We start from the raw sequence: 26664 nt of genomic DNA on the forward strand, positions 1-26664 counted from the left end.
GCATTCCCCCGTCGTAGGGGTAGGGCAGTGCCCTACCCCTACGACGGGGCTGATCTGAGGAGGTTTTTTCAGCGCAACGCCCTTACCGCCGGGTTATGCACCCCAGTCGGTATTTGGGTTCCAGGAGTTCTGCCGGACCTCACAGTGTCTGAGGTCGGTAGAGCAGGGCATGCTCCTAGCTACTTCATAAATTTGCTGGCCATGCCGATCATCCCGGCCATTTGTCCAAGATCAACTTCGCCCGACAGCACCTTTTCCAGGAGCCCTTCGCCCTGATTGTTCGAACCCTTGACGATAAATTGCGCAATCAGCGGGGTCACGCTTTTTACCATGGCCGGTTCGACGCCGACGTGTTGAGCGATCGCCATCACCTGCTCGGACGCCAGCAGCTTTTCGACCGCTCCCGTAGCGGCAACGGATTGCAAGCTCCCAATGAGGGAACTAGCATCGCCGCGCTTTTGTAATTCCGTTTGCAGATCGTGGGCGACATCACCAATTTTGCTGTTGTCAACCGGGGCGTTGTTCAGGGCGCCCAACACCGTGCCCATCAGGTCATTGCTGGCGTCGGTGTCAGAGCGGGCGATCGCTTGTCCCACCAGATTCATCAAATCCATCGTGTCTTCACCATGCTTACAACATCACATTACAGATAACACGGGTTGTCTCGAAGCCGCAGTATTCCTAACTGGCAAACGCTCGGATTGCCCCGCCTGAATGGACTGCTGCGCCCGGGCTGCTTATAATCAGGGACTTCGTCGTGCCCCGGAAATGACGCCGCCCTTAATCGCTGAGTTGCGCTTGCAAAATGGGATAGAGCGATCGCGATAAATGCCGCCGCCGCGCCGGGGTGTCATCCAGCGAAAACAGCGGGACTGTGATGGAGGGCGGCAGCAACGGCTGAATGACCTGCCAGAGTTGGCGTTTGGTCAAGACTTTGCTGGGGGCAAAGGTGGTGTCGGCTTCTGGCGTGAGGGTGTGATTCGCGATCGCCGTTTGAATGGCGGATTTAGCCCAGTGATTCGCGGACACATCTGCCAGAGGGGCCTTCGCGTCTGGGGAGGGCATGGGGGACTGGGGCAAGCGGGCCAGGGCTGAAGCAAGCACCGCTTTGGTGATGGGCGTGGTGGGCCGAAAACTTAAGTCGCGGCGGCGCATGGTGCGCACCACATCGGCGATCGCCACCATTTGAATCGCCTCAAAATCCGGATCGTCCAACGCCACATCATCAAAGGCAAAAATGGGAATGCCCTGGCGCACCAGCGTTTGCTGTAACCGCCAGGCCCAATGGGGCGATTGCCGGAGGGCTTGCAAACTGCCTAATTGGGCCGCCCGAGCCGCAATTTGTCCGGCGGCTTCGCCTAAGGCCCACTGGGCGCGGGGATGGGCAAATAGTGGCCGCAACTGAGGCTCACACCCCGGCATACTGACGTTGAGAAAGCCTTCTGTATTTTGCAAAATCAGCGATCGCAACGGCACTGAAACCGGATGCGGTTTGGCCCCCGACGATGTCCCGGTCGCCATGACCAGCGCCACGCTATCCGTAAAAAAGACACCCCGCGCCTCATGCCGCTGGGGAGCGATCGCCTCATCGACCGTGATTTCATGTTCGGGAATGAGGGTGGCCGCTGAAGCGACGGCTAAATCTTGTTGCAAACGCGCCCCTGCCGTGGCGTCGAGAATGAGCCGCGCATGCACCTGAAACTGCTGCTGCGTCGTCACGTCATAAAACACCACCTGATGCACTCGGCGCTGCTGTCGCTGCTGCGAGTAAAGCACGCGAATGGGCCGCCCTTGGGGAATCAGCATGAGCTGCTGGTTTTGCAGGTAAGGGGCGATCGCCTGCCGAAACTGACTGTCTCGTGTGTGGGGCGGCGAGGGTGCAGAGGTCGCCTCAAAGTTGTCTGAAGCGACCTCTGGAGGCGTCGCCCTTAAGGCGGGGCGCGATCGCCCCTGCGTCCAAAAAGTCTGCTGACTTTGGGACATGACAGTCCCCTCTTCCCAGGGCGAAATGCGTCGACCTAAACGCCAGCTAAAGTACGACGTGGCTGGTTGCAATCGCAATTGCTCGGGCCAAGTTGCGCCCCCATTTGATTTGCCTGCCTGGGCCCAACAAACCTGTCCCCCCGCTTGCAAAATCGCCAAGGTGGCCGTGTATGCCGCCACCGAATTGCCCACGACGAGGGTTTGGCAAAAGACCGTCTCGCGATGGGCGGGCCGCAGTATCCCCAGTTGTCTCACGGTTAGGCTGCTAGCCACGGTCATCCCCGCCTCCTGGTAATTGGCATCACCATATCTCATCCCGCAATCGCCCGCATAGCCTTGACCAGCAGGGGTTTAAAAAACTTCGATAGCGGGGATCCCAGGGCCTCATTCGACGAATAAATGATCGGCAGCAATCAGTCATTTTTCCCGCTCTATTTTGCCGCTTTGCCATTCATCAGGTGCGATCGAAGGACAACAATTTCAGCCTCAACGTTTCTGCGGCTTCCTATCAGCGACCTCTAAATGTTTCATAAGATCAAATATCCTAAAGATCGCCTGTACTTTAGGTCGAGTGTACTGCTATTTTAAAACTATCCCTTAGTCGTGACGGGCATGATTCCCAAGCAGCTAACGCTCCGCAACTTTCTGAGTTATCGAGCGACTACCCTCAACTTTGACGGGTTGCAAGTTGCCTGTGTGTCTGGCCCGAACGGGTCTGGCAAATCGTCACTATTAGAAGCGATCGCCTGGGCGGTATGGGGGCATAGCCGCACGGTCGCTGAGGACGACGTCATTCATCTCGGCACCTTAGAAGCGCAGGTCGATTTCACGTTTGAGCACCAACAACAGTTGTATCGCGTGGTGCGATCGCGACGACGCCATCAGGGCGGTTCGCTGGAATTTCAAGTGCAGACCGAGCAGGGCTGGCGACCTCTGACCCAGCGGGGTATGCGGGCCACTCAACAGTTAATTTGCCAAACCCTGCGGCTGGACTATGAGACGTTTGTCAACTCCGCCTATTTGCGGCAGGGGCGAGCGGATGAGTTTATGCTCAAGCGGCCCAGCGAGCGCAAACAGATTCTCGCGGATTTGCTGAAGCTCGGGCAATACGACGACCTGGCGAACAAAGCCAAAGACCGGGCGCGGGAAGCCAAAGCCACCGTGTCGCTGCTGGAAACCTCCGTCGCAAATCTGGAAGTGCAAGTGCAGCAGCGCGGCGCGATCGCTCAGCAGGCCAAAGCGCTCGAAGCCCATTTGACGACTCTGCAACAGACCGATGAGGCAGATCAGACCCGCCATCAACAGCTAGCCCAGCAGCAGCAACAGCGACAAACTCTGGTGCAATCACAAAGCTTGCTAGAACAGCAACTCAGCCATAACCGGACGGAAACCGAGCGGCTCGCGGCAGAGATGGCGAAGGTGACAACCCAATGGCAAGCGGTCACGGCGATTTTAGAGCAGGCGGAGGAGATTGCCGCTGGCCTGGCGCAACTCCAAGACTTAGAAACCGAGGATGAAGCCTTTTCAGCTAAATTTCAGCAGCAGCAAACCTTGCAGGCGGAGCGCGATCGCCATTACCAGGCCCATCAAATTCAGGCTCAGCAGTTGCAAACCCAGCGCCAACAGCAACAGCAGGAGCGCGATCGCATCATCCAGCAGTTGGCCGACCTGGAGCCCATTTTGCAAAAGCGCGCAGCGGTGCAAGAGGCTCTGGTAGCCCTGACCCAAGCCCGCGATCGCCTACAACACCTCGATCAGGTGCAGCTCCAAGTGAGTCCCCTCCGGCAGCGGCAGCAAATGCTGCAACGACAGCTCGACCAAACCCAGGCCGAACTCACCGCCCGGCTCACCGCCCTCGCCAATTCGGAATATCAGCTCCAGCAACAGCAAGCCCAGCAGCCCCAGTTGCAGCAGGCCGTGCTCGCCGTCGGCCACACGCTAGAAGACCTGACCGCCAAACGCGCCTATCAAGAAAAAGTGCGTGAAAAGGGCATCGAGCGCCGCCACTTTATGGAACGCTTGCAGGCAGAGCAGCGCAGCTATGAAACGCAACTCGGTCACATTGAGCAAAAGTTGCAGCTCTTGCAGCAGCCCGATGCTGCCTGCCCCGTCTGCGATCGCCCCCTCGACCAGCACAACTGGGACGATGTCCTGCAAAAACATCAGACTGAGCGGGAGGAATTGCAGCGGGAGATTTGGGTGATTCGCGAGCAGTTGGCCGTCTCCGAGCGAGAAATTCAGGTCTTGCGCCAGGAATATCGCGAACTGGAGGAGGAAATCGCCAGCTACGGTCACATTCTCGAGCAGCGGGGCAGTTTAATGGCCCAATTAAACTCCAACGCGTCCGTCGCTCAGCAGCTTGCGGCCCTGGGGCAAGAGCGATCGCATTTGGAACGGTGCTTGCAAGAGCGCAACTACGCCCAAGATTTGCAGGCAGAGCTGCAGCAGATCGAAGCGCAACTCGTCCAGCTTGCCTACGATGAGCGCGATCACGCCCTGGCGCGGGGACAGGTGGATCGCCTGCGGTGGGCTGAGATTCGTCAGGCCGAGATTCGCCAGGCGGAACGTCAGCAGACCCAGTTGCTAGAACGGCAGCCGCAACTCGAAGCAGCGATCGCCACTTTAGAGACCGAAATCACGGCCCTCAAAGAGTCCGACACCGTAAAAGCGATCGTCCAGCGAGATGAGCAACTCGCCGCGCTAGGTTACAGCCTCGACCAGCATCAAGCCCTGAGAGCCCAACTCAAAACGGCCCAAGCTTGGCGACTACGTCATCAACAATTGCAGCAGGCCCAGCAGCAACAGCCCCAGCTACAGCAACAACTGGCCGCTTTAGCCGACCAGCAGCAACAGGTAGCCGACCAGCAGACCGAGCTCACGACCCAACGCCAAACCCTTGCCGCGCAGCTGGCACAATGCCCGGATGTGCAATCAGAGCTGCAGCAAGTGCAGCAGCGCCAGCGCGATCGCCAACAGCAACGCGAACAACACCTCTCGCAACTGGGAGCCCTGCGCCAGCAGCTCGTCCAGTTTGATCAACTGCAAGATCAACTCACCCAACAGCAGCAAGACTTACACCAGGCCCGTCGCGGCTACCGCGTCCATCAAGAACTCGCCACCGCCTTTGGCCGCAACGGCCTCCAGGCATTGCTGATCGAGCATCTGCTGCCCCAGCTCGAAGCTGAAACCAATCACCTCTTGGGTCGCCTCAGCGCTCACCAACTGCATGTGCAATTTGTCACCCAGCGGGCCGGTCGCAGCCGCCAGGGCAAACTCATCGACACGCTGGATATCGTGATTGCCGACGCCCAGGGTACCCGCCCCTACGAAACCTACTCCGGTGGGGAAGCCTTTCGGGTGAACTTTGCCATTCGCCTCGCCTTGGCGCGACTACTGGCCCAGCGCTCGGGCACCCCCCTACGCACGCTGATTATTGACGAAGGATTTGGCACCCAAGATCGCGAAGGGTGCGATCGCCTCATTGGCGCGATTAACGCGATCGCTGCCGACTTTGCCTGCATTCTCGCCGTCACCCACATTCCCCATTTCCGCGAAGCCTTTGAGACCCGCATCGATGTCTGCAAAACTCCCGATGGCTCTCAACTCCTCCTCTCCAGGTAAGTTTCACCCCTCCAGCCCCGCCCCACCTATGAGATCTCCGATCTCGACACCCGGCGCAGAGGGCGATCAATGTGTCCGCTTCTTCATTCGTCGCCATTGGTTTCTGGCATCTTGTCCTGTTACAGCTACATCACTTACTGGGCTGCCACTGTTTTCGAAATCGCTTTTGCCTTCTCCAATGCCTCCATTAGCCGAGATTGTGGCTCTTCGCGGACATAGCGCACGAGGTAGTCATGGACGAGTTGATAGCGGTCTTCCGGTTCTTCAGGGATCTCGAAGACGAGGCCCGACCCGACGAGGATATTCAGCACCATGGTGAGCTGATCCACCGCGAAAGGCATTTCCAGCAGCTTCAGTTCGTATTCCAGTTCCTCTCGCGTTTTCAGCGGGCGATAGAGGCGCTGTTCGCGGTCTTCGTCCGTCAGTAAATAGAGAACGAGCCAGGCCAGCTTTTCGTTGGGGGGGCCGCAGTCGCGGACGACGTAGGCGAGGTAGTCCTGCACCAGCTTTTCTTTCGGGGTGGGGCCGATCGCATCATACTGATCCAGCGTGTGAATCTCCTCGCGCTGGAGCTGCGCCCCCACCACCTGCAATTCAATCGGGCGCACATCGCCGGTTTCGGCGGCGAGGTCATTAACGAGACGATGAATCAGGTCATTCGGCAGGGGATATTGGGCGGCACTGGTGAGCTGGCGGATCACATCTTCCGCTGCTGCGGGGCTAAAGTTCGCCAGGGGATAGCGCTGGTCGCGGCTGAGCAGGTCTTGATCCTGCATTTGGCTGGCGGCGTTGATGATGCATTCCGCTTCGAGCAAGTGGTGCAGGTAGTCCTCCCGCAGGGCCAGCACCACCTTCACAAAGGGCTGGTCGATGCACAGGCCGAGAAATTCGTAAAACTGGCGACGATCGCGGGGATCATCTTTATCAAAAAAGAACTCCTCAAACTGGTCAAAAATCAGCACAAAGGCGCGATTTTTATCGATGCCCCGGCGCAGTTTGGCCATCAGCGTTGCCCCGGTGATGGGGGTGTCGGCTGCGTCCGGGAGGATGGGAAACCAGGGCTTGAGGGCGTCATTCAGCGCCGTGTTGAGGGTTTGCTCCCAGTTGCCATAGGTTTGAATCAGCAGCGGGATCGTGGGGTTGCCTTCGATTGAACTGCCCTGCCGCCGCAACATCGGCACCAGTCCGGCGGTGAGGATAGAGCTTTTGCCCACCCCCGAGGGGCCGTGGACGATCACGATCGCGTGGGGATTGCCTTGGAGTCGGGTAGCCAGTCGCTCCACATCGAATAGGCGACCCGAGGCGCGAATTTCCGCCGCCACTGCCGCTTCGGTGATGCCGTCAAACTGCTTCACCGTGCCCAAGTGCCGATGGGGCTGCACTGCTCCCGCCCCGATAAAGGCCCGCAGGTTATAGCGATATTCGACCTGGCGCAGGTCTTGCTTGATGCAAAAGGCGTCCCAGTATTGCCCCAGCTCAAAGTAATGGTGAATCAACTCTTCCAGCACTTTGATGTGCAGCGTGAGATCCACCTCGGGGTCAGTTTCCCGGCGGGCATCTTCTAAATAGTGAATGGCGGCGCGGGGATCGCTGAGGTGCATCTGTGCTTCCCCCAGCAAAAAGCGATACCAGCCCCGCTGAAACCGTTTCGCCACGATCAAAGCCTGGGCCAGGTCGCGATCGCTTGTTTCCCCGTCTTCCAGATCCGCTTCGGCGGTATCGAGAATGTCGAGGGCCTGGGCAGCTTCGCTTTGAGCGGTGAGCCAGTCTTCTTTGATCAGGGCCACTTCGGCGAGAAAGCCGTGGTCGCGGGCGAGACGCACCGGGTCAGCGGTTTCCTGATGCAGCGAAATGCCTTCGTTGGCGAGGATTTCCAGCGCCACCCAATCCCGCTGTTTTTGCAGCACCTCCGCCAGGACGTGGATGAAGCGGGCGAGATGGGGCGTCTGGTCGCGATCGCGAAACTGCTCCAATAACGGCTCAAAATAGCCGCGAGCCTGCCGCAGCGACGCCTCGTAGGTAGCCCGTTGAACAGCCGCATAAGTACGCCACCATAGCCCAAGATGCAGCCACAGCACCGCCCGACAATCCGCCGCCGTGAGCCCTGCGGTCTCCAGCGCGGGGGACGATTCGGGGTCGGCGTGGGCATCCCAAAAGGCCAGACTGCGTTCGTACCGTTCTCGTGCGGTGTCCATCTCCAGGCGACTGTGGGCTTCGCGGCCTTGCAAAAAGTCGAGGCTCGCTTGTAAGCAGGCGTCCGGGGTGACGCCCTGGGCCGCGAGGTCTTCCACCGCAAATTCCAGCTCGCTGCGGAGAGCATCACTGCCAATCAGGCGAATGGAGGTGGTGGACGGTTCGCGATCGCCCCCCCGCGCCAGGATGGTGTTGAAGAGCTGCTGCGTTCCCACTTTGAGGGAATGAATCAGCTCCCCGGCGGGCAATTTGAAGGCGATCGCGGCGGGGGAAAAACTGCGGGAGTCGGGAGCCTGCTGCAAAAACTGCTGCCGCACCCGGCGATTCATCCAAATCGCGATGGGAAAGGGGAACTGCTGCCGAAAGTCGTCGCGTCCCATATTGGTCGCCCGCAGCACCGCCTGCAAATCCGCCGGGGTGAGGTAATCCAGTCCCACAATCAGCAGGCCGGGGGGCAGGCGATCGCCCGTTGCATGTTGAATGATTTCCCGCAGATTTTGAAACTGTTGCGGTAGTTGCAGCACTTCCGCCAGTCCCGCATTCACCAACTCTTGATTCACCAGGTAGCGCAGCCGATGGTAGTCGCACCCCAGGGCAATCAGGGAAAATTCGCCCTGGGCAAGTTGCAGCGCGTTGCGCAACTCCGCCAACGCTGTCTGGTTGTGGCGGAGCAGTTCCGCGTCGGTATAGGCGCGTCCGGTATTGTCGTTTAGGTCGCCAGCCACTGTTGGTAGACCTCGTTGTTGGCTAGGACGGGATTGATATCGACCCAACGCCCGCGATCATCCCGATACTCATACAAAAAGAGCCCCATTAGCAGACTATTGTACTCATCATTGCCCTGGAAGGTGCGCGCCTTCACTGCCTGAGCGAGTAGCTGCCATTCCGTCGCGTCAATGATGCCCACCAGCTCGTTTTGTTCGTCCCGTAGCTCTTGTGCCAGCGTCTCAGTGGTGATGGGCAACCCCTGTTTGCGCAGGCAGCCCGTGACGTAGCGCAACACATTGCGCACATGGCCCCCACTGGCGAGGCAGAGGCGATCGAGCGTGGCCGGATCGTCAAAAATCTCGGTAACGCGGTTGAGGCGATCGCCCGCACTCAAATCAGGAAAGGCCCGCGCCATCACCATCTGCCGCAGCTTCGCCATGCTGGTGGGATTGATCTCGCCGTCAATGGTTTTCACGGGCACCATGGTCAGCACCCGTGGCCGCAGCCCAAACCGATTCATCAGCATGGGCAAATCGTTGGAAAATACCAGTTCTAAAGGAATGGTGTAGATCACGTGACAGTCCAGTCGCTTCAGCTGATCCCCGCGATCCACAAACAGATATTCTGGCTGCGATCGCCCGTTGGGTTTCGCATTCCGCAGCATTTTTTCTAGATTGTCGGCGATCGCCACCAATCCCTGCTTTCCCTGCGCTTTGAGTTGGGCAATCCCCGGAGTCAGCAACTCCCCATTGATGGCATCCAAAATGTTCTTCGTGCGCGGTTCGAGGTACTGGTGGAGCTGCGATCGTAGATTGGTACTCTCTTTGGACTGGGCGGTGATTTCCGCAATGCCCACCGACAGCGTCACATCCGACAGCTCGATCGGCATCTGCAACGTCTCCACAATGCTGCGAAACAGCCGCTGGAAATAGGGTGGCTGCAATTTGATCCCCACCGCTTCTAAACTGGCGCTGATCTGCCGCGCCATCACCAGCAAAATATCCGTCACCTCCACATCCGCCAACTCTAAATCTTGGCCCGAGTCAAAGTAGACGACATGGAAGCCCGCCTGCTGAAGCCGCTGCCGCAGTTGCAGCAGTTCCGTCGATTTGCCCGATCCCACATGCCCCGTGAGTAGCTGGGTCGTGGCCTCATCCGGCGACAGGTCAACAATGGTGCGGGCCAGCTCGCGCACCATGTCGCCCCCCCGCACATCGGAAAAATCAATGTAATAGCGTGGGTCCGAGACCGGATTGCCCGGATTCGACGCTTTGAAAAAATTGCGGAGGAAAGCGGGGTCCATCGCGACTCAACTCCTGACGGCACGCCCTTTATAGCACGTCGATTTCAGCAGCAAGAACGAAATCGACAGGCATCAGCCAAAACCGCTCAGGAGACAGGTCCCTTGAATCACACAGGGGACGGGTCCCTGTCAAATTAACCAGTACAGTCAGGTTTAATTCAAGGGACCCGTCCCCTTAGGTTATTCGCGATCGCCGCCTTCCCTTTTCATCCTTCGAGGTAAGGCAACAGAATCCCGGTTTTGTGAATTAAAGGAACCTGAGTTTCCCGATGGGCACTTATGCCTTAAGGACACTCTGCCAGGTCTTCAAGAATCACGGTGTTGTTTGGGCGTTGCCGGGGCACCCAGGCCTTACTGCCGTCATAAATGCTGACTGCGATAAAGGTATTGCCATCCCAGGTGCCATCGCTTAAAGGCACATCAGGCGTAAAGTCACTGGATCTGTAAGCCGTATCGCCAACTCCATAACGCCCCCTAACAGCCGAATTGAAGGATGGTTCTGAGTACACATTCGTTGGGACTTTGACACCAAAACAAGCAATCTGTTGAGGATCACCAGTTATAGGAAATGTCGCCGCATTCAAACCAGGATTAGGGCAGTCCTCCGGCGGATACTCTTCCAGTACCTGAGTGCCGTCTGGGTTGTAAAGCGGCACCCAAGCAGTATTGCCATCATAAATAGCGACGGCAACAAAATTAGTGCCGACGCTATTATTCCAGGCGAATGTTGGCGGAATGGTCGTTGCATAGGCTCTGTCCCCCGCTGCGAACCTGGCTCCCGCCTCTGCAGCAAACGACGGGGTCGTATAAAGGTTGGTAGAGGCTCTGACGTAATAACAGAAACCATTCGCACCCGATGGAGATTGGGCTTTCGATGGGGTTTGGGCACTAGGCGAGAGCATCGCGAGAGAACTTGCGAAAACGCCTAGCCCCAATAAGGCAGCAGTTTTTCTCCAAAGTCTGGAAGCACTTAGGCGAGTAGATGGTGATTTAGAGGCGTGTTGTTGTTTCATGACGGTAGTCTTTCCCTGGTTGTTGAACGGGGAAAGACAAACACCGATCGCGGGTTGTGAGTTTTAACATTGCGGTCGCAACTCACAGCTCGGCTCAATGTGAGCGGGCCACAGTTGGCGAGTCGGGTTGCCTTTCCCCGTGGGGGTCAATTCCAAGATGCCTGACTTTTTTTAGTACGTCGATAGGGAAAAGTTCAGGACTCTTTTGGGAATTCAGCACAAAAACTCATCTATATTCAGGCTTATAGAGCTTGCGTACTATTTAAACAGAGACGAGGACGGACTGAAAAACCTTGCTGAGAGATCGCTCTCCCATCACCAACAATTCACCGTCGGGAGGAAGGACAGCTCTATTGAGATCACTCATCCATCGCAACCTGCAACCCCTGGCAAAACTCCAAGAGCGTCTGAAGCTGCTTTTGCATCTGGGCCTGACGTTTTTGAAGGGTCAGAGAATTTTTGGCAGACTGAAGAAAAGCCACATCCATCCCTAAAAGTCGCAACGCTCGATTGATTTCGGTCTGGTAAGATAACAGCCTTTCAGCGGAGGGAGTCGCCATGAGCGTCGGCAGTAATTGTGTTTGATACAGCTGTTGGGCTTGCAGAAATTGCTGCTGGAGCGATCGCCCATCCACCTGAGCAGCTTGAGCACAGTGTTGTACCCCGGTCAGCAGTTCGACGAATTGTGTTAACAGCTCAACCGCTGTCGGGTCATTGTTCGCGTCAGTCATCGTCGCCCCCTGTATTCCCGATAATTTGCGAGTCCCATGACATCGACCCGGCAAAAATTTTCAAATAATTGCGATTAACCCCAACCAGAGTCAACTCGGTATAGAATTCCTCAACTTTGTTTATAGTAATGAGATAAACCTGTAACAATTGTGACTTTCAAATAGTAGATCCGTTCTGCTTTTAGCCCTGCTTAAGGCTTTTCTACTCAGTCAAAAATCCTCATCCATCGGCTCATACCTTCCCCTAGTGGAGAGCTTTTCCGGCGTTTCAGTAGAGTCACGATCGCTAGCATTTTGAGGCTAGAATTCGTGACTCTCGCTGTTTCATTAATGCCTACACCATACGTAGGTTTTTCAGCTAGTGCATCACTAGCGACCCTGTCGTTTATTCTCGTTCCCCGTGATGGCCCATTCAATTGCGACCCTTCCGCAAGACTGCACCGTTCCTGATTGGCTGGCTAACTGCTTGTTGGCCCATGACGAGGTGCCTGCTAACGGCCACCACCATGGCAATGGTCATCACTCGGCGGCCGCGATCGCGCCACCAAGTGCCGATAAAGGGGCCACTCCCCTAACCCTGGACGATGTCGGATGTGATTTGGTGAGTCGGGCCTTTCAGTTTGCCTACAAGCTCCACGAAGGGCAGAAGCGGGCCTCGGGCGAAGCCTACATTTGTCACCCCATCGAAGTCGCCTGCTTGCTGCGAGACCTGGGCGGCGACAGTGCCATGATTGCTGCCGGATTTTTGCATGACGTGGTCGAGGATACTGACGTCACCGCCGATGAAATCGAGAGCCACTTTGGCGAAGAAGTTCGCCGCTTGGTGGAAGGGGTCACCAAGCTCTCGAAGTTCAACTTTCACAGTAAAACGGAACGACAAGCCGAAAACTTTCGCCGCATGTTTTTGGCGATGGCCCAGGATGTGCGGGTGATTGTGGTCAAGCTGGCCGATCGCCTCCACAACATGCGCACACTAGAGCATCTCAAACCCGAAAAACAGCGCCGCATTGCCGCCGAAACCTTAGAAATTTTTGCGCCCCTGGCAAATCGATTGGGGATCGGTCGCTTCAAATGGGAATTGGAGGATCTGTCCTTTAAGTACCTGGAGCCGGATGCCTATCGCATGATGCAGACCCATGTGGCAGGCAAGCGCACCGATCGCGAAGCTCGCTTACAGACCGTGGCCTCAATCCTGCGAGATCGCATGGAACAGTCAGGCATCGGCATTGTGGATGTGAGTAGCCGTCCCAAACACCTCTACGGCATCTTTCGCAAAATGGAGCGCCAGCAAAAGGATTTCAACGAAATCTATGACGTCGCAGCCATTCGCCTGATTGTGAATACCAATGAGGAATGTTACCGCGCCTTAGCGATCGCCCACGATGCCTTTCGCCCCATTCCTGGCCGCTTTAAAGACTACATTGGCTTGCCCAAACCAAACCGTTACCAGTCCCTACACACGGTCGTGATTGGCAGCTATGGCCGCCCGATCGAAGTGCAAATTCGCACGTTAGAAATGCACCACATCGCCGAATACGGGATCGCCGCCCACTGGAAATATAAGGAGTCGGGTGGGGCAAGCACGACGCCCGTTTCCGCCGACGAAGAACGCTTCACCTGGTTGCGACAGCTGCTGGAATGGCAGAGCGACCTCAAAGATGCCCAAGAGTTTATGGACAACGTCAAGGGCAATCTGTTTGACGAAGACGTCTATGTCTTCACCCCAGACGGCGATGTCATTTCCCTGACGCGGGGGGCGACGCCGATCGACTTTGCCTATCGCATCCATACTGAGGTGGGCAATCATTGCGCCGGAGCCCGGGTCAATGGCCGCATGGTGCAACTCGATACGCCGTTAGAAAATGGCGACATCGTCGAAATCATTACCCAAAAGAACAGTCACCCCAGCCTGGATTGGCTGAATTATGTTGTGACCGCTGGCGCGCGTAACCGCATTCGGCAATGGTATAAGCGATCGCACCGCGATGAAAACGTCGCCCGTGGTCGCGACATGCTTGAAAAAGAAATGGGCAAGAGCGGGCTGGATGCCATGCTCAAATCTGACCCGGCTCAGGCCGTGGCGGAACGCTGCAACTATCCCAGTGCAGAAGACTTGTTGGCAGGCTTGGGCTACGGCGAGGTGACCTTGAATCTGGTGGTCAACCGTCTGCGCGAAGCCGTCAAAGAGCACCAACCGCTCCAGTCGCGCCAGCCCAAGACCGAGCAAGAAGACGCCGAAACGCTGCTAGCAGAAGCCATCAGCACCCCGACACGCCCGGCCAAGCCCCAGTCTGACTCCCCCATTTTTGGGGTCGAAGGGTTGCTTTATCACATGGCCGGCTGCTGTAATCCCCTGCCAGGAGAATCCATCATCGGCGCGGTGTCGATGGGCTCACGGGGCATTGCCATCCATCGCCAAAACTGCCCGAATGTCGAGCGCATTCCCGGCGATCGCCTCATCCCCACCAGTTGGAACCTGGAAGAAGCCACCGCCAAACGCACCTCCACCTATCCCGTCCAGGTGCGCATTCAAGTCATCGATCGCGTCGGCGTGCTCAAAGATATTCTCAGTCACCTGTCCGATCTCGATATCAACGTCCACAAGGCCCAGGTCAAAACCTTCCCCGGCCAGACGGCGGAAATCGAACTGGGCTTAGATGTGCGCGACCACAACCATCTGGAGCAAACCTTCACCCAGGTGCGCAAAATGACTGACGTGCTCTCCCTCCACCGAGTCAGCGAATCAGCGTAGGTTTGAGCTGGCTTGAGACTGTTGGCGATCGCTGTCTTCGGCAAGCGCAAGTCTCATGAAATGGTTGCCAAGGCTGACTTCCAGCCCGACGCTCTGGGGATTGGCCTCGACGCACTTCTGAGCTCAGCGCATGACGCTGAGCCGATGTGGTTACTCCACCGATTCGATTTCGCTCTCCGTCGGTGGGGCCGACAATTGCCCGGCAATCCACCAACCAAAGACCCCCGCAAAGAAGAGAATGCCGATCGCCACTACCGCAATCCACCACTGAGGTATCGTCGCCGTCGGGCCACCCCCCGTCTGCTCAGCCGTAGTGGCGGCTGCGTCCTCCTCACCGTAAAGCAACGCTTTAGAGGCATCCGTGAGATCTTCTGCCGTGGGCTCATCGTCTTCAGCAGGCATTTCAGGCGTAGCTCCAAAGGCATTCGCCAGCAAAGGCTTGACGTGCATCAGCGCCACGGCGACGTTGTCGTGACCGTTTTTCTGATTTGCCAGTTGAATCCAAGAGTCCACAGCGGACTGGAGCGAAATGATGTCTTTGGTGATGAGGCCGATGTAGTTGGCCCAGGCGTTTTCGATTTGATAGTTGTCGCTGAGCCCGTCCGTACACAGCAGCAGCACGCCCTCCTCATCCAGCGTCAGCCTTTGCACATGGGGGGTGAGGTATTGACTATTGCGGGTGCCGATCGCCTGCGTCAGGGAACTGGCCTCGGGGCGATCGCGCAGCGTACTGTAAAAAGCTCGTCCGGCCAGGGTTTCCCGTCCGGCAATATCGTCATCCACCGTGAGCTGATGGCAGTAGTCCGGGGTAATCCAGTAAGCGCGGCTATCGCCAACCTGGGCGATATACACCTCATCTACCTGAATCCAGCCGTTTGGTGTTTTGATGCGTTGGGGCACCACCAGCGCCATCACCAACGTCGTGCCCATGCGTTGCCGCTCACTGCGGCCCTGCAAATCATTTTGGGCATTGACCAGATCATTCACCACCCGAATAGCCGCTTCGATCTGTTGGGCCACCACCTGCGGCGGCACGGCGATTTCCTCCCGTCCACACTCCGCCAAGAGCCCTTGCAGCTGGGGATGCAGCGATCGCACCACAATCTGACTGGCCACCTCCCCCGCTTCATGCCCCCCGACGCCATCACACACAATTGCAATGCGCGGCGTCGGCATTTCTGACTGCTCACCCACGGGGAAACAGGCATCTTCGTTGCGGGCTTGATTGGGGCCAGGGTCAGTGTTGCCCGCCACTCGGAATCGCGGGCGATACGTCGCCGACTCCCGCAGTAATAAATAGTTGAGATCAACTGACAGTTGCTCTGCCGCCAACTCAGTGGTGGTCATCGACTGTACGAGGTTGCGCAGGGAGGCCGCGATCGCCCCTTGCGCTGAGTCCACTAACCCGGTCCAGCTGGCCCCCAAGTCTTGAAGAGTCGGGGGTTGCTCATCGGGAATGAGCCGCAACAGCCGCACGCGCCAGCCTTCCACGCGAATGTTTTCTGGCTCTAGCAAACTGCTTGCCACCTTGAGCGGTTCTAACTCCTGCCAGAGCTGCCAAATTTGCCACAGCCAAGATAATTGCCGCACCGCCGTCACTTGCGGCCACCGCTCCGTCAGGGGCGGAAACAACTCGCCAGAACGGGCATTAACCGGCGCATTTTCAAGCAAAATCCAGGGCTCTTTTTTCCCTTTTTGCGGCAGCACGTCATACACCCCTGGCACATGCAGCCGTTGACGATGGGCGTGCAGATATCGCGGCACTGACGGCGGCCACGCATCAGGCTTGGCCGGGGGCGTCTCGGGTTTGAGGTCTTGCCAAATGTGGGGGGCAATCACCTCATAGCGATCGCCAATCGTGTCACCCACCGCCACCGCCTCCGTCCCGGCTCCGATGGCCCAGAGACATACTCGCGTTTGGGTTCCGACTCGCTCTGCACTTACTGTCATTTGCTCAGATGGTCTGCGTCCATCACAACACTACTGATCGCCTGTCCTGACCCTGGGGCCAAGAAGTTAGGTTTAATCCTAGTGGATCTTTTCGTTTTTGGTCCCTCGGGTTGCAGCATATTTAGCGTCGCGCCCCAAACCTAAACGAATTGTGCTGATTGTATGTAACTCCTGAGAAACAGCGCCATCATATTGATGAAGCGTTACCCATTGCAGGTTTGGCTCATGTGGGTGCAAACTCCATGCCCCCGTGAGATGACGCCCAGGGGTGACCGCTTCACGTCAGCAAATGCCGTCAATGTTTCAGGTAACCCAGTCCAAAAGCGGGAAGTTTTCGCTTTTTTCAGGAACATAGCACCGCAATCGTGTAGTTCCTGATGAATTGCCAGCAGGATCTTGCTAGAACGACCGTTTTCTCACATGGGCAGGGCCTTTGGGTCAATGGACGAGGGGACATCTCACACGATGTCGATATTGCCATTGTTCTAACGTCACTCCGTTGGAGCGCGGTCATAGATTTGTTGAATGGTTGACTCCTTGAGTCACAGTTGATGATTGGGTTGATTTGGGTTCTTGGGCAGGCTATGAGTCTTCCGCTGTTTTGGTTAATTATTGGTGGTGTGCTCTGTTTGATGGAGCTAGTTCTGCCAACCGCATTCATTGAGGCCACGCTTGGGGTGAGTGCGCTCATCGTTTCGGTCGTGGCGCTAGTGGTGCCTCAGTTTTCGATCCAGGTGGCGATTTGGATGGTGCTGTCGGTATTGGCCAACTGGGCCCTCAAGCGCTTTGTGCCCAAACGCACGCCCTACACCCTGGCCGACTCGACCGAAGCCCGGACTCTGACCGCGATCGCCGCCGGCCAAACGGGCCGCGTGTTGTATGAAGGCAACTCTTGGCAGGCTCAGTGTGACGACCAAGAAGCCGCGATCGGGGCTGATGAACCCGTGATCGTGGTGGGCCGCAAAGGCAACACGCTACTGATCATGCCCGAACACAGTATTCGTTAGTGACCGTCTGTGCGACTCGTTCTGAACCTGTTTGCATTCACCGTTTTTGAGGAAGATTTAAGTATGAATCCCATTGTTTTCTTGATCGTTCTGGCGTTGGGCGGAGGTGTTGCGTCCAGCGCCGTCAAAATCGTCAACCAAAGTGACGAAGCGTTGGTCGAAACGCTAGGTCGCTACAACGGGAAAAAGCTCACGCCAGGGCTTAACTTCATCACCCCCGTCCTCGATAAAGTTGTGTTTAAGCAGACCGTGCGGGAACGGGTGCTCGATGTGCCGCCCCAGTCTTGCATCACCCGCGACAACGTCTCGATATCGGTGGATGCCGTCGTCTACTGGCGCATCGTGGACATGGAAAAGGCTTACTACAAAGTTGAAAACCTGCAAGCCGCAATGGTCAATCTAGTGCTGACCCAGATTCGCTCTGAGATGGGCAAGCTAGAACTCGACGAAACCTTTACCGCTCGTTCTGAAATTAATGAGTCCCTGCTGCGGGAACTGGATATCTCCACGGACCCCTGGGGCGTCAAGGTGACGCGGGTCGAACTGCGGGACATCATGCCCTCCAAAGCCGTGCAAGATTCCATGGAACTGCAAATGGCAGCAGAGCGGCGCAAGCGGGCCGCCGTCCTGACTTCAGAAGGGGAACGCGAGTCAGCCGTAAACTCGGCCAAAGGTCAGGCAGAGTCAGAAGTATTGGCTGCAGAATCGGGCAAAAAAGCTGCCATTTTAGACGCCGAAGCCCAGCAAAAGGCGATCGTTTTGAAAGCTCAAGCGTTCCGTCAAGAAGCGGTGCTTAAGGCCCAGGCCACTTCGGAAGCCATGGCCATTATTGCCGATAAGCTGCGCTCCGATCCCGAAGCGAAAGAGGCATTACAGTTCCTCTTGGCGCAAGGCTATTTGGAAATGGGTCAGCAAATTGGCGGCAGCGACAGCAGCAAGGTCATGTTTATGGACCCGCGCAGCATTCCCGCCACCTTGGAAGGGATGAAGGCGATCGTGGGCGATGGCAACATTGGTTAGCCATTGTCCTAGACCATTTTCAGAGGGCGCGCTTTGGGTGTTCAAACGGATGTCCAGTGGTTCACACCTTCCCAAAACTTGCCCTCCCAAGACTTAAACAGTTATGCAGTCACATTCGACTAAGCCAAATTGCTCGCAACGACAGAATGCTGTGAGCGATCGCCCTGTTGCAGATGTTGCCCAACGGCAAGTGTTGGTCTGCCAGCACAAAACCTGCCTCAAGGATGGCGCTGCCCCTGTACTGCAAGCTGGCCAAGGGCAACAAACTCCAATAATGGCAACGGTCATAGCCTCCGGCTGCCTAGGCAACTGCGGTAACGGACCATCAGTATTGGTGTTACCAGAGCAGACGTTATACAGCCACGTGCGATCGCAGGAGTTAGCCGCAATTTTGAGTCGTCATCGGCAAGAATTGCCCACATCGCGATCGCCATCAGAAAGTTCACCCCAACCGCCAGCCAGTCGTGCAGAGCGACGGGTAGCCATTATCGGGCTTAGTATTGCCGTGCTGCTGATTATGGGTTGCCTAGCCTGGATGCTCTACTCCCTAGTTTGAGTAATTCGCGGTCAAACATTTCCCCGCTAAGACACGAGCAAAATACCAAGTCTTCAGCTGCCTGCCCAGAACGTCGTCGGTCGCCAAACCAGTATCTTTTCAATCGTAATCATTGATTTATTCGATGGTTAATGCTGGGAGCGATTATTGGGTTTGAGTCTTACCAAATCTCTGATTGCCAAACCATGAGGGAAGTGGCGAAGTCGCGTCGACTTATCCTGTCTGGACACTGGGGAGTAAACGGCCATCCTGCCAGGATAGTAAGGCTTTCTGCAAAACTGATGCGGGCGCTGTTGGGGCTGAATCAGGATGAATCGCTAGCTTTGTAGTTGCGGTAATTATGCCACTCAGTTTTTTCGCTTGCAGGGCATTCCGGTTGACAGGCCAAAGGCTGAGCGTGTCGAATTTAACAGCAAAATAATAATAAACCGACAAATATCTCTGTATGCTGTGCCGTAATCGAGCCACCGCGTCGCCATTGGGGCTAACTTGATCCCTTATTTTTGATTGAGTTAGGGACTAGTCGGCAGTTGTTGCTTAGCTAGGCTTTCGCGGCTGAGTGTGTTTCAGCAGACAGGTTTAGAAAGTTGACAGTTTGTCATCTTTCTTGAATCCCAGTGGACTATCCGCCGTTTCTTAAGTGGGTGACGAGTCACTCGCACAAGTGACGCTCACAGTTGTTGTGTGGATAGAGATTTCTGTTTAATCCTCAATTCGGTTTAGCCAGCCCCAAAAAGGAAGCCAATCATTGCATGATTTGAAGTTTCCAAGGGTCGGTCTTATATCCTTAATTATTCATTGAGGTCAGGCAGTTTTGGGCGGTGAAATCGCTGTGCTGAATGTTTGATATTTGTTTACGAGAGATTCTCATGAGTTATGTAAAACGACATCCTGACTCGGAGGCAGAGGCTGCCTTGTCGAGACAATTGTCTAAGCTGTCAAACCCCCGGAATCCCCTGCTGATAATTTCCTTGGCAGGCATTTTTCTGGCTTTGTTAGCTCGACCTGGTCTAGCCCAAGACGAGGCATTGACAGGGGTAGACGCGATTTTCGCCCCCATTGTCAACGTCATGGCCACTCTCCTATTTTTCAAAATTGGTGGAGAAAATGGCTTTCCCTTTATTGTGCTGTGGTTGTTTATCGCGGCACTGTTTTTTACGCTGCGCATGGGCTTCATCAACCTGCGCGGCTTTAAGCATGCCATCGATGTGGTGCGCGGTAAGTATGACGACCCCCATGACGAAGGTGAGGTGTCGCACTTCCAAGCCCTGGCAACGGCAGTCTCTGGGACGGTCGGCTTGGGGAATATCGCCGGGGTGGCGGTGGCAATTCAGTTGGGTGGTCCCGGTGCCATGTTCTGGCTGACGTTGGCTGGGTTCCTCGGCATGGTGACCAAGTTTGTTGAATGTTCGCTCGCGGTGAAATACCGTCGCGTACTGGACGATGGCACAGTGCTGGGCGGTCCGATGTATTACCTCACTCGCGGCCTTTCTAACAAAGGGATGCGACCTTTGGGGCAAGGCTTGGCAGTGCTATTTTGCATCCTTTGTATCGGTGGTAGCTTGGGTGGAGCAAATATGTTCCAGTCAAACCAGGCTTATGCGGCGATTAGCGGGTTGATTCCTGGCTTGCCCGCGTGGATTTTTGGTTTGATTCTCGCTGGGTTGTCAGCCTTTGTGATTATTGGCGGCATTCGTCGTATTGGCGCTGTGGCTGAGAAGCTCGTTCCGGCGATGGCGGCAATTTATGCGATCGCCTGTCTCTTTGTCATCATCGTGAATATTGCTGAGGTCCCAGCAGCAATCGGCACCATCATCAGTGAAGCGTTTGCTCCCACAGCGGTAGCCGGTGGTCTGGTCGGTGTCATTGTGCAGGGAATTCGCCGGAGTTCCTTCTCGAATGAAGCGGGTGTGGGGTCGGCGGCGATCGCGCACTCGGCGGCTCGTACCGATGAGCACATTCGCGAAGGCATTGTGGCCTTGCTAGAGCCCTTCATTGACACCATCGTGATCTGTAACATGACCGCGATCGCGATCGTGTTAACCGGGGTTTATCAAGACACTGGCGAGGGTTTGAGCGGCGTCGCCATGACCTCCAGCGCCTTTGAATCCGTCATTGGCTGGTTTCCCATCATCTTGAGTATTGCGGTTTGCCTGTTCGCCTTCTCCACCATTATTTCTTGGAGCTACTACGGCATCCAAGCGTGGACGTATCTGTTTGGCGAGCGCAGCACGCTGCTGTTCAAGCTGATTTATGTCACCTGCACCTTCTTGGGCACTCTGACTAGCCTGGGCCTCATCATCGACTTTAGCGACTTGATGCTGTTGGGCATGGCCTTTCCCAACTTGGTCGGTTGCTACATCTTGTCGAACGAGTTGGCGGGCGACCTAAAGGACTACTGGCAACGGTTAACCTCCGGACAGATGCCAACCTATGACGAAATGGCGACAGCGAGTACGCCCTCTGAATAAATGTGAGCATTTGGCGGCATAAGGTGTTCGCTAGCCGCCAAGTTTTGCGAGGAGAAGCATCCGGCTGATCCGTTTTTATCCGGTGGCCGGATGCTTTGCTTTCATCAAAAAGCGGTCATTGCTGGGCAAATTGCCGCCTAAAGGTTTGCCTAGTAGCAAGAATCTACTTCTTGATAAGCTTCTTGCTCAATGATGAAGCGACGTCGTTGACTCGGGGGCAGCGACTGATATTCACCATACGTTTGGCAAAACTGCCAGAAAGCTTGCAACAAGCTCCATGGAGAAGTCTTGGAATTTAAGCCTCGGAGTTCTGGAGCATGGGTAGAAATTGAAAGCCAAAACATGATTTGCTCCTTGCATCTTGGGTTGTTTTACTTGCTTGCCTTGATCTTAAAAAGCCCTGATTTTTAGAACAAACACTACGGTCGATAGCAACTATGCAAAAGCTACATACTTACGTCATGACTTAGTGATATGGGTACAGCGATCGCATTGATGTCGGCCAGTTTGGCTCACTCATATGCCATCGGTTGTCAGGAGTTGAGCAGGTTAAGGTGTCCTGAAGGGGGGCATCGAACCTCAGTACATCAAGCCAACAAGTCGATCTTCAGCGATCGGACAAGGTACGCACAGAGGCAATCTCAACCAATTGTTTCGGATACAATCAAGGTTTTTGCAACTGTACTGGTTTGCAGAAATGTGGATTGTTCAGGTGGCTCGATGACAGAGCTTCGATATGGGTACCAGTAACCTGAAGATGACTTCAACTGAACGAAGCGGCGGCGACCTGAAACAGGTCCCATGGCTGACCCATTCCCACTCTGGCTTCAGTGAGTCTGTCGCAGAGTTCTCGACATCACCATCAGGCTAAAGCCGTCGCCTCGATTGGTTTATCACTAGAAGTCATAGCTGGACTTTCCATCTGGCTCAGGCATGAAAGATGCCGCTAGCAAATTGGCCAGGCAGTAAGCAAAACATTTCGCGTTAGGCAAAACACATCAATACAAGTATCAATACAAAAATCGCGAGACCCAGTAGTGCTACTAGATCTCGCTGGCGACAAAACCGAAGATTTTACTCAGTAATCAGGATTTGATAAATTCCAAACCTTTTGAAGAGACATCTTGCCCGCTCTGGCACGGTCGAGACGACTGACCACTCTTAACTAAATTCCTACTCCTCAGTAAGATTTCAGCCCCAAAAGTACGGCTAAATACTCCGCCCAAAGCCTGTAAATGGGGACAAGCCTTCAAACTGTGAAAGCCCTGAAAAAATCAGCCGAGCTTGGCTAAAAATGGCGATACGGGTTAGCCAAGCTCGTGATCAAACTCTCCGTTTCAAGACCCGCTGAGCCAATTCACGAATTAGTGGCGAATGACCAATACCGGGCAGTGGGAAAAGCGCACAACTTTTTCGGAGACTGACCCCATGAAAAATCTCGACAACCCCGTCTTGCCGCTAGAAGGAATCACAATTAAGTCCACGCCGTTGCTCTGGGCATAGTCAATAATCTCAGAGCTGGGGTTTCCCACTTCAACTGTAAATTTAATTTTCTGATAGACCTCTTCTGGGAAATGTTTGGCGTACATCTCGCGAATTTTAGCAATGCGAGTATCGTCATCAACGGTTTGCCAAACAACGCCAGGGTCAGTGGCTTCGAGAGGAGACAACACATACAGCGCATGAACTTTGGCAGGATCTTTGACAAATTCCAAAGTATCTTTGAGCGCCTTCATGGCTTCATCGGAGAAGTCAATGGGAACTAGGACGTTTTCACTAGAAAACAGGGGCATTATGTAATCCTCTCATAACTATTTGAACACTGATATTGAGCGGCTCGGGCTCGATGAAGTAATTTTTGATTTTGTAGTTAAGCAAACATTAAGCTAACTGCGCCTCTACTCTTTTATTTTAAGGCGGAACCAGGATCTATCATGTATCGATTGTTAACAAAATCCTCGTCAAAGTAATCGTCTTCAGCAAATAGCAGAACCAATCTCTGGTTAGATGATTTTCCAGAATTATGCTGCCTATACTTTTGCAACGGTAACGATGCCGTTGATTGGCGGCGACTTCTTAAAACTTATGAATCGCTCAAGCTGTGATCTGATTATTCAGACGTTAGGCTGTAATCAGTTTCAACCAGATCTGTAATTGAGATTTCCACATAGAAAATATGGTTACCCAACTGCAAAAGCCCGATTACGAAACTAAAACCTTAGCGATCGCCAACGGCCTGCTGATGGCGACCCGTGAAAAGAAAAACTTCCTGGCCCAGATGCGCGACCAAATGCGGTGGGACGACAAGATCATGGACTTTGCCATGGGCAATCCGGGGTTGAAAGTGCAGCTCTTTCGCTTCATTGACGCGCTGCCCGCCCTGCGGAGTAAGCCGGAAATTGCCCGTCACTTGCAAGAGTATCTGTCTGCCGAAGCGGTGGAATTGCCCGGGGCGCTCAAGAATCTGATGAACTTCACCAATCCGGATTCGATGCCGGGACAGCTAGCGGCGACGACTGTGGCCCCAGCGGTGGAAACCCTCGCCTATCGCTACATCTCGGGAGAAAACATCGATAAGGCGGTCAAGGTAATCGAGCGGATGCGGAAGGATAAGCTCACCTTCACGATGGATCTGTTAGGGGAAGCGGTGATTACCGAGGCCGAAGCGGAAGCCTATCTATATCGCTACTTAGACTTGATGACGCAGCTCTCGGCTGCGGCTAAAAATTGGAAAACCGTGGACGCGATCGACCGGGCGGGTGACCAAACCCTTTCAAAAGTGCAGGTGTCGGTCAAACTCACAGCATTCTATTCTCAATTTGATCCGCTCGATGCGGAAGGCAGTCGGCAGGCGGTGAGCCAGCACATTCGCACCTTGCTCCGGCGGTCTGCCGAGCTGGGGGTGATGGTGCATTTCGACATGGAGCAGTACGAGTATAAAGACCTGACGCTAGCGATTTTGAAAGATCTGTTGATGGAGCCGGAATTTCGCGATCGCGATGATCTGGGCGTCACCATGCAGGCCTATTTGCGCGACAGCTATGAGGATTTGGAAGGACTGGTGGCCTGGGCCAAAGAGCGCGGCACCCCCGTCACCGTGCGCCTGGTCAAAGGGGCCTATTGGGATCAGGAAACCATCACCGCCCGGCAGAATAATTGGCCGACGCCGGTCTATAGCGAAAAGGTGTCGACCGATGCCAACTTTGAGCGCATGACGCGCCTGCTGCTAGAAAACCATCAATATCTATATGCGGCGATTGGCAGTCACAATGTGCGATCGCAAGCCTATGCCATGGCGATCGCCGAAGAGCTGAACATTCCCAAGCGCAACATTGAGCTGCAAGTGCTGTATGGCATGGCGGACAAGCTGGCGAAAACCCTGGCCGATAAGGGCTACCGCGTGCGGGTCTACACGCCCTTTGGGGAACTGATTCCCGGCATGTCGTACCTGATTCGCCGCCTGCTCGAAAACACCGCGAACAGCTCCTTTTTGCGCCAAAACCTGGAAGACGCTTCGGTGGAAGATTTGCTGGCCGCCCCGCAGTTTGCGCCAGCCGATCAGGCCGTCGCAGCGGGTGAACCGGAAGACTGGGGCGAATGGTCGCCGCCGTTTGAGAACGCAGCGGACACCGATTATGCGATCGCCGCCGAGCGCGATGCCGCAACCGAAGCGATGGAGACGGTGCGCCAGCAACTCGGTCAGCGCTACCGCCCCATCATTAATGGTGAGGCGGTGAATACTGACACCAGTTTGGATTCGGTGAATCCCTCCAACCCTTCACAGTTGATTGGTAAGGTGGGCTTGACCAGTCAGGCCCAGGCTGATGCGGCGATCTCGGGTGCGAAAGCCGCCTTTGCCGATTGGGCCGCCACGCCGCCAGCAGAACGCGCCGCCATGCTGCGCCGCGCCGCCGACCTGATGGAATCGCGCCGTGCCGAACTCAATGCCTGGATTGTGTTAGAGGTGGGCAAACCGCTAGGACAGGCCGATCCAGAGGTGTCGGAAGCGATCGACTTTTGCCGCTTCTACGCCGATGAGATGGAGCGACTCGATGCGGGCTACGCCTATGACTATCCGGGCGAAACCAACCGTTATCGCTACTTCCCACGGGGGCTGACGGTCGTCATTTCCCCCTGGAATTTTCCGTTTGCCATTACCACGGGCATGACGGTGGCGTCGCTGGTCGCGGGTAACTGCACCCTGCTGAAGCCCGCCGAAAACTCGTCGGTGATTGCCGCCAAAATCGTTGAAATCCTGTATGAAGCAGGCATTCCCCACGGGGCACTGCAATTTTTGCCCGCAATCGGCTCTACGGTGGGGGCGCATCTGGTGCAGCATCCCGATGTTCACATGATTGCCTTCACTGGCTCCCGCGCAGTGGGGTGTGAAATCTATGCCAAAGCGGCGCAGTGGCAACCGGGGCAAAAGCATCTGAAGCGGGTGGTCGCGGAGATGGGCGGTAAAAACGGCATCATCGTCGATGAAAGTGCCGATCTGGATCAGGCCGTGCAGGGGGTCGTGTACTCGGCGTTTGGCTTTAGCGGCCAAAAGTGCTCGGCGTGCTCTCGCGTCATTGTCGTGGAGTCAATCTACGACACCTTTTTGAATCGGCTGCTCGAAGCGACGCGATCGCTGAACGTCGGCGATGCGGCGGCGGCGAGTACCAAAGTTGGCCCCGTTATCGACGCTAAAGCCCAGGAAAAAATCCTGAGCTACATCGAGACGGGCAAGCAAGAAGCGACGTTGGCCCTGTCGCTGTCGGCTCCTGACCAGGGCTACTTCATTCCGCCGACGGTGTTTACCGATGTGGCCCCCGATGCCGTCATCGCTCAAGAGGAAATCTTTGGCCCGGTCTTGGCGGTGATTAAAGCCCCAGATTTTGACACCGCGTTAGCGATCGCCAACAACACCGATTACGGTCTCACAGGCGGTCTCTATTCCCGCACGCCGTCCCATATCGACCGGGTGCAGACTAATTTTGCGGTGGGTAATCTGTACATCAATCGCAGCATTACGGGCGCGATCGTCTCGCGACATCCCTTTGGGGGTCTCAAGATGTCTGGCGTCGGCTCCAAAGCGGGCGGGCCGGACTATCTCTTACAGTTCCTCGAACCCCGCCATGTCAGCGAAAACGTTCAGCGCCAAGGCTTTGCGCCGATCGCAGGCGTTGATGACTAGCACCGTTCGGCGTCAATTTGCTCACCTGTTGGCCCTCACCCTAAATCCCTCGCCCAAAATGGGCGAGGGACTTGTCCGGCTCCTTCTTCCCGTGTGGGGAGAAGGAGCTGAGAGGGGTCGAGCTTTACTCTTCCCGCAGGGGCAGGTGCTTGGTACGCGAAATAGATGCCTGTATCG

The 26664-nt window shown here is 55.6% G+C and carries 16 protein-coding genes; 7 read left to right on the plus strand and 9 right to left on the minus strand.

Annotated features, from left to right (window positions below):
• Positions 1 to 179: 179 nt before the first annotated feature.
• Both DYY88_RS07255 and DYY88_RS07260 read right to left on the minus strand, forming a co-directional pair.
• Positions 180 to 614, minus strand: coding sequence for a hypothetical protein (locus tag DYY88_RS07255; protein ID WP_039728710.1), 435 nt, complete (start codon positions 612 to 614; stop codon positions 180 to 182).
• Positions 615 to 780: 166 nt separating this feature from the next.
• On the minus strand, positions 781 to 2262 hold the full coding sequence (locus DYY88_RS07260) for an S-layer homology domain-containing protein (protein WP_160299598.1): 1482 nt from the start codon (positions 2260 to 2262) through the stop codon (positions 781 to 783).
• 333 nt (positions 2263 to 2595) lie between these two features.
• Here DYY88_RS07260 and sbcC point away from each other — a divergent pair, with 333 nt between their 5' ends.
• On the plus strand, positions 2596 to 5604 hold the full coding sequence (sbcC, locus tag DYY88_RS07265) for an exonuclease subunit SbcC (protein WP_039728707.1): 3009 nt from the start codon (positions 2596 to 2598) through the stop codon (positions 5602 to 5604).
• A gap of 134 nt (positions 5605 to 5738) precedes the next feature.
• On the opposite strand, the gene DYY88_RS07270 is transcribed toward sbcC, so the two are convergent.
• The 4 genes from DYY88_RS07270 to patD all read right to left on the minus strand — a co-directional run bounded on the left by DYY88_RS07270 (position 5739) and on the right by patD (position 11552).
• The gene (locus DYY88_RS07270; protein WP_039728705.1) at positions 5739 to 8522 is read right to left on the minus strand and encodes an nSTAND1 domain-containing NTPase; all 2784 of its coding nucleotides are present in this window, start codon (positions 8520 to 8522) and stop codon (positions 5739 to 5741) included.
• Complete coding sequence (locus tag DYY88_RS07275) at positions 8507 to 9808, minus strand: hypothetical protein (RefSeq protein WP_039728704.1); 1302 nt, start codon at positions 9806 to 9808, stop codon at positions 8507 to 8509. Before DYY88_RS07275 ends, DYY88_RS07270 begins: the two co-directional genes overlap by 16 nt.
• Positions 9809 to 10092: 284 nt before the next feature.
• Entirely contained in the window at positions 10093 to 10710 is a 618-nt protein-coding gene (locus DYY88_RS07280; protein ID WP_044151380.1) for a hypothetical protein, read from the minus strand.
• A 470-nt stretch (positions 10711 to 11180) separates the two neighbouring features.
• Complete coding sequence (gene patD / locus DYY88_RS07285; RefSeq protein WP_052288611.1) at positions 11181 to 11552, minus strand: heterocyst frequency control protein PatD; 372 nt, start codon at positions 11550 to 11552, stop codon at positions 11181 to 11183.
• A 403-nt stretch (positions 11553 to 11955) separates the two neighbouring features.
• Here patD and DYY88_RS07290 point away from each other — a divergent pair, with 403 nt between their 5' ends.
• Positions 11956 to 14304: a RelA/SpoT family protein gene (locus tag DYY88_RS07290; protein WP_039728702.1), complete on the plus strand. Its 2349-nt coding sequence runs from the start codon at positions 11956 to 11958 to the stop codon at positions 14302 to 14304.
• A gap of 150 nt (positions 14305 to 14454) precedes the next feature.
• Here DYY88_RS07290 and DYY88_RS07295 read toward each other — a convergent pair whose 3' ends face one another.
• Positions 14455 to 16254, minus strand: a complete 1800-nt coding sequence (locus DYY88_RS07295) for a PP2C family protein-serine/threonine phosphatase (protein WP_044151379.1) — start codon at positions 16252 to 16254, stop codon at positions 14455 to 14457.
• A gap of 584 nt (positions 16255 to 16838) precedes the next feature.
• Between DYY88_RS07295 and DYY88_RS07300 the strand changes: the two genes are divergently transcribed.
• The 4 genes from DYY88_RS07300 to DYY88_RS07315 all read left to right on the plus strand — a co-directional run bounded on the left by DYY88_RS07300 (position 16839) and on the right by DYY88_RS07315 (position 21308).
• Complete coding sequence (locus DYY88_RS07300; RefSeq protein ID WP_039730350.1) at positions 16839 to 17261, plus strand: NfeD family protein; 423 nt, start codon at positions 16839 to 16841, stop codon at positions 17259 to 17261.
• Positions 17262 to 17324: 63 nt separating this feature from the next.
• Positions 17325 to 18281, plus strand: coding sequence for an SPFH domain-containing protein (locus DYY88_RS07305; RefSeq protein ID WP_039728701.1), 957 nt, complete (start codon positions 17325 to 17327; stop codon positions 18279 to 18281).
• 151 nt (positions 18282 to 18432) lie between these two features.
• Complete coding sequence (locus DYY88_RS24440; RefSeq protein WP_201279067.1) at positions 18433 to 18837, plus strand: (2Fe-2S) ferredoxin domain-containing protein; 405 nt, start codon at positions 18433 to 18435, stop codon at positions 18835 to 18837.
• A gap of 971 nt (positions 18838 to 19808) precedes the next feature.
• The gene (locus DYY88_RS07315) at positions 19809 to 21308 is read left to right on the plus strand and encodes an alanine/glycine:cation symporter family protein (protein WP_242517586.1); all 1500 of its coding nucleotides are present in this window, start codon (positions 19809 to 19811) and stop codon (positions 21306 to 21308) included.
• 149 nt (positions 21309 to 21457) lie between these two features.
• Here DYY88_RS07315 and DYY88_RS07320 read toward each other — a convergent pair whose 3' ends face one another.
• Both DYY88_RS07320 and DYY88_RS07325 read right to left on the minus strand, forming a co-directional pair.
• Entirely contained in the window at positions 21458 to 21652 is a 195-nt protein-coding gene (locus DYY88_RS07320; protein WP_039728698.1) for a hypothetical protein, read from the minus strand.
• A gap of 1020 nt (positions 21653 to 22672) precedes the next feature.
• On the minus strand, positions 22673 to 23101 hold the full coding sequence (locus tag DYY88_RS07325; RefSeq protein WP_039728696.1) for a universal stress protein: 429 nt from the start codon (positions 23099 to 23101) through the stop codon (positions 22673 to 22675).
• Positions 23102 to 23484: 383 nt separating this feature from the next.
• Between DYY88_RS07325 and pruA the strand changes: the two genes are divergently transcribed.
• Positions 23485 to 26487 carry an L-glutamate gamma-semialdehyde dehydrogenase gene (gene pruA / locus DYY88_RS07330; RefSeq protein WP_052288610.1) on the plus strand — a complete coding sequence of 1001 codons (3003 nt, stop codon included), beginning with the start codon at positions 23485 to 23487 and terminating at the stop codon, positions 26485 to 26487.
• Positions 26488 to 26664: the final 177 nt, after the last annotated feature.

Origin of the sequence: Leptolyngbya iicbica LK (assembly GCF_004212215.1) — a bacterium.
In the GTDB taxonomy this organism is placed as follows: Bacteria; Cyanobacteriota; Cyanobacteriia; order Phormidesmidales; family Phormidesmidaceae; genus Halomicronema; species Halomicronema iicbica.